The 5,714-nt window shown below is 45.5% G+C and carries 2 protein-coding genes; one reads left to right on the top strand and one right to left on the bottom strand.

All coding sequences use genetic code 11. The annotated features are described in order from the left end of the window. The first annotated feature begins 88 nt into the window (after positions 1-88). Positions 89-3,205: a CusA/CzcA family heavy metal efflux RND transporter gene (locus Q1V93_RS02495; protein WP_300660965.1), complete on the top strand. Its 3,117-nt coding sequence runs from the start codon at positions 89-91 to the stop codon at positions 3,203-3,205. A 120-nt stretch (positions 3,206-3,325) separates the two neighbouring features. Here the strand turns inward: Q1V93_RS02495 and Q1V93_RS02490 are convergent. Beyond that, a partial coding sequence (locus Q1V93_RS02490; RefSeq protein ID WP_300660963.1) for a PKD domain-containing protein occupies positions 3,326-5,714 on the bottom strand: 2,389 nt, incomplete at its 5' end.

Here is a 5,714-nt window from a genome sequence, read left to right as displayed (position 1 = left end):
TCAAACACGGATTGAAAGCGGGTGAAAAGATCATTTCAAAAAATGGTTTGTTGATCTATGATGCATTAAATGATTAAAACAGGGAAGCATGAACAATTTCATTAAAAGTATTCTTTCATTTTCCCTGAAAAACAAGTTCTTCACGTTTTTTTGGGTGGGATTACTGATCATCGCAGGGGTGATCAGCTATATCCGGATTCCTATTGAAGCATTTCCGGATGTAACCAATACGCAGATCATTATCGTTTCCGAATGGAATGGCCGAAGTGCGGAAGAAGTTGAACGCTTCGTGACCACTCCGATAGAAATTGCCATGAACAGCGTTCAGAAGAAAACCAATGTGCGCAGTGTGACCATGTTCGGACTGTCTGTGATCAAAGTGATCTTCGAAGACGACGTAGATGATTTCTTCGCCCGGCAACAGGTCAATAACCTGTTGAAAAACGTCCAGCTCCCGGACGGTGTCGATGCCGATGTACAACCACCTTACGGCCCAACAGGAGAAATATTCCGTTACATTCTCACCAGTAAAGACCGGGATTCACGGGATTTGTTGACAATTCAAAACTGGACAATCGACCGGGAACTCCGCAGCGTATCAGGAGTTGCCGATGTGGTAGCATTCGGAGGACAAGAAAAAATCTATGAGATTTCCGTTGATCCGGTCAAATTGCAGCAATACGATTTAACTCCCCTGGAATTATACGATGCCGTCAACAGGTCGAATCTGAATGTTGGTGGTGATGTCATCGAGAAAAACGGTCAGGCTTACGTCGTGCGGGGAATCGGACTTCTGGACAGTCAAACCGATATTGAAAACACGATTGTAGATATTTTCAACGGGAACCCGTTGTTGGTTAAAAACGTCGCAACGGTTAAAGAAGCCAGTGCGCCGAGAGTTGGTCAGGTTGGTCTTGGAAAAAATGACGACGTAGTTGAAGGAATCGTGGTGATGCGAAAAGGAGAAAATCCGAGTGAAGTATTGGCACGAGTGAAAGAGAAGATCGAAGAATTGAACACTTCTACCCTTCCTTCGGATGTGAAGATGAAAACCTTCTACGACCGCGATAACCTGATGACTTATTGTACGGAAACGGTTATGCACAACTTGCTGGAAGGAATCGTACTCGTTACGGTAGTCGTATTTATTTTCATGGCCGACTGGAGAACAACAGTGGTGGTAGCGGTCGTGATTCCGCTCTCGTTATTGTTTGCCTTTTTCATGCTGTATCTGAAAGGAATGAGTGCAAACCTCATCTCCTTAGGAGCCATTGACTTCGGAATCATCATTGACGGAGCCGTCGTCATGGTCGAGGGAATATTCGTAGCCCTTGACCACAAAGCAAAGCAGGTTGGAACAGAACGCTTCAACAAACTTGCAAAAATGGGATTGATCCGTACAACCGGAGTTCAGATGGGGAAAGCCATTTTCTTCTCCAAACTGATCATCATTTCTGCCCTGCTTCCTATTTTCTCTTTTGAAAAAGTGGAAGGAAAAATGTTCTCGCCGCTTGCGTGGACACTTGGTTTCGCCTTACTTGGCGCCTTGATTTTCACCTTGACCCTGGTTCCTGTTCTGAGCTCGATCCTGCTCAATAAAAATGTAAAGGAAAAGGAAAACTTCTTCACGCGCTTTGTCAATAAAACCATTGACAGAGGATTCAACTGGACTTTCAAACGCAAAAAGCTCACCTTGCTGATTGCAACAGTTTGTTTCGGACTAACAGTTGTTTCTACCAGATGGCTGGGAACCGAATTCTTACCGCCGTTGAATGAAGGAGCCTTATGGGTTACCGCAGAATTACCGATGAGTACCTCTTTAACCGAAAGTGTTAAGATCACAAATGAACTTCGGGAAAAACTGAAAAAATTCCCGGAAGTGAAATCAGTGCTTTCACAAACCGGAAGAAGTAACGACGGAACGGATCCGAACGGATTTTACTTTGTGCAATTCCAGGTGGATTTGTATCCGAAAGCAGAATGGAAACGCAAGATTACCATGGACGGAATCGTGGATGAAATGGATAAGCGCCTGAGCGTGTACCAGGGAATCACCTTCAACTATTCCCAACCTATCATTGACAACGTGGCTGAAGCTGCAGCAGGTATCAAAGCTTCCAACGCCATTAAAATCTATGGTGACGACCTGGATAAACTGGACGAATATGCCAACCAGGTGATTGCACAGATCAAAGACGTTCCCGGAATCAAGGATGTCGGAATTCTTCGAAATGTAGGGCAACCGGAAATGAGCGTTGTATTGGATGAAGAAAAAATGGCAATCTACGGAGTGACGAAATCCGAAGCTCAGGCGGTGATTGAAATGGCAATCGGTGGAAAAACAGCGACCCAGAAATACGAAGGAGAAAAGAAATTCGATATCCGGATTCGTTATGACAAGGATTTCCGTAAAAACGAAGACGACATCCTGATGCTGATGATTCCGACCATTACCGGAAACCGGATTCCGTTGAAAGAAGTAGCAACCGTGAAGCAAATCACAGGTCCTGCTTTCATTTACCGGGATAATACGAAACGATTCATCGGGGTGAAATTCTCTGTTCGTGAACGGGATTTGGGAAGTACGATTGCTGAAGCACAACACAATGTGAATGCGCACATTAAGCTTCCTGCAGGATATAAATTAGGTTGGACAGGAGAATTTGAAAATCAGGTACGTGCCAGTAAGCGTTTATCACAGGTAGTTCCTATTAGTTTGGTTATGATTTTCATTCTCCTGTTTATTATGTTCAACAATGCAAAAGATGCAGCCTATGTTTTGATCAACGTTCCTTTTGCTTTGATCGGTGGAATTTTAGCCCTGCATATTACCGGGATGAACTTCGGGATTTCTGCAGGAGTCGGATTCATTGCACTCTTCGGAATTTGTGTCCAGAACGGTGTGATTCTGATCTCCGAATTCCATAAACAGGCAAAAACACTCGATGATTTGGGTCAGGCAATCGTCAATGCCGTGAAAGTCAGAACAAGACCGGTAATCATGACCGCCATGATGGCTGCAATCGGTTTGCTTCCTGCGGCGTTGAGCAGCGGAATCGGTTCCGAAAGTCAAAAACCATTAGCGATTGTCATTATCGGAGGATTGGTAACAGCTACGATCTTTACGCTTCTGGTCTTCCCGATCATTTATCACAAAGCATTGCACATCAGAGAGCGCAAAAAACTCGTTCCGAAAACAAAGTAGGAATTAGCATAGTTAACAACACAAAAGATTTCTAATAATTAAGTGTGGTAGCTTAAATCAATAAAAAAGTAGGGGGCGAAAAATTTTTCGCCCCCTACTTTTTGCTCATTCTTTTTTGATTTATCTGAAGAGATTGACATGACCGATGACCTCAATCCGCTTATCCCTGTTTCGTTGTTTAATCACAATCTTGTAAGCATATTGCCCTTCCTTGCACATTTCACCGAAGTAAGTTCCGTCCCATCCCACAGCCAGGTCATGCGATTCGAAAAGCACTTCTCCCCAGCGGTTAAAAATCAGCATCGTGTAAGATTGTTTGTCGAAACTGTTATTGAAGACCGGCAGGAAAACATTGTTGTGCTCATCTCCATCCGGTGTAAAGGTATTCGGAACATAATAAATCAACTCATCTGCTATTTCTACTGTTGCCCACGCTGAATCAATACATGGTCCGGAAGAAGCATAAAGTATCACCCGGTAAGATCCCGGAGTTTCGGGATAAGTGTGCGACGGACTGAAAGCAGATGAAGTTGTTCCGTCACCAAAATTCCAGGAGTAATTTAGCGCAGAAGAAGACGTATTCGTAAAGACAAAGTAAGGATCTACAATACTGGTCTGAGTCGGGTTTGCACTAAAATGCGCATCCGGCTGTGGAAAAATCGAGATCATTCCCACATTGCTTGCCGAATTGGTACAGCCGTTCGCATCCGTAATAGTCAGTCCAACGTCAAAAACTCCCGCTGCGTTATACCATTGAGTAACTGTCCCGCACCCGTTTTGTGTTCCGAATCCCTGGAAGTTCCAGACACAATTCACTGAATTCGCGCTGTTATTTGTAAAAATAATCGTTTGCGGGTTACATCCTGCCGTAATATTGCTGGAAAACGAAACCACCGGCAACGCAAATACCGTTGCGATTACTGCATCCGAACTCGTACAACCTGCAGCATTTGTCACTGTGAGTGTATAAGTTGTTGTTCCCGGAACTGAAGTGCTGAAGGTCGGATTCGCAATTGTTGCGTCGCTTAATCCTGTAGCCGGAGACCAGGAATAGGAATTTCCGGCAACCGGAGGTAATCCAAGCTGATTTCCGGTCGAAACTCCCTGGCATAAAGAAATAGCGGTTCCGGCATTAGCCGTTGGTGGTGGCGTAATTGTAATTACAAAAGTGATTGCCGTTCCCACACAGTTATTCAAGGTCGGTATAAGCGTAATCGTTGCACTATTCGGGGTTGTTCCCGGGTTCAAACCAGTGAATGACGGAATGTTTCCGGTTCCGTTTGCAGCCAATCCAATGGAAGGATTACTATTCGACCAGTTAAATGTTGCCCCTGCAGGTGTTGACACAAATGCCGGAACACTCACATTCGCACCCGTGCATTCATTGATCGGAAGAACAGCAGTTGCTACAGGCAGCGGTGAAACCGTAATTGTTGCCGATCCTGAAATTGTTGCACTGCATCCACCCGGTGGATTGATCTGAACGCTCGACAAGGAATAAGTTGTTGTACTTGCAGGTGAAACAGAAATCGTTGCATTTCCGGCTGCATCCAGAACGATCGTTTGGTTTGCTCCTCCAACCTGATAAGTTACCGTTGCATTCGGAGTTCCTGCAAAAGTGATCGTTGCATTTGAGCCGGAACAGATCGTGGTGCTTCCCGAAATGGTAGCCGTAGGATTGGCTACAACCGTCATAACCTGCGTTTGCGTACAGGATCCTGAATTCATAAATGTAATGGTGGTCGTTCCTGTAGCCACAGCTGTTACCACACTACTTGCAGAAACAGTCGCTACTGAAGTGTTGGATGATGCCCACGGAGTAGTCGCATGCGCAGTTCCAGAGCCTGTAAGCGTTGTTGTAGCGCCCGCACACAAGGTGGTAACCGGAGCCGTAATTGTCGGCGTTGGATTGACAACCAACGTAGTAGTTGAACTGCAGGGAACTCCCGCAACCGTTGCTGTGACAGTATAGGTGTAAGATCCCGGAGTTGCCGGAACAGGCACAGCCGTCGGATTTTGAGCAGTTGAAGTAAATCCGTTCGGACCAACCCAGTTAAAAGTTGCACCGGCAACATTGGTCGCCGTCAAATTAAAAGTCGGAGTTCCTTCACAGACATTTCCGCTATTCGAAGCCGTTATGGTACAACCACCGCAAGGCGTTACGGTAATTGTAGCCGTTGCAGAAGTAGATGACGGGCACATCGGGTTTCCTCCAGACGAATTAACCGTGTAGGTATATGTTCCTGGCGTCGAAGGCGGTGTTGCCGTAACCGTAGCACCTGTTGTACCACTTAAATTCGGAGAAGCATTCCAGTTATACGTTCCGTTTCCTCCGGTGGCAGTCAGCGTAACGGATTGTCCGGCACAAACAGATGAAGTTACCGGATTCACATCTACCGGAATCGCTACCCCGGAATTTGCAGCAAAAGTGTAATCACAGACATCTCCCGCAAAACCATCAATCATGATGTAATACGTATTTCCGGGAGTCAACCCGGTAGCCGATACA

Source organism: Fluviicola sp., assembly GCF_030151805.1.
In the GTDB taxonomy this organism is placed as follows: domain Bacteria; phylum Bacteroidota; class Bacteroidia; order Flavobacteriales_D; family Crocinitomicaceae; genus Fluviicola.
This window is presented reverse-complemented; position numbering and strand designations above follow the sequence as displayed.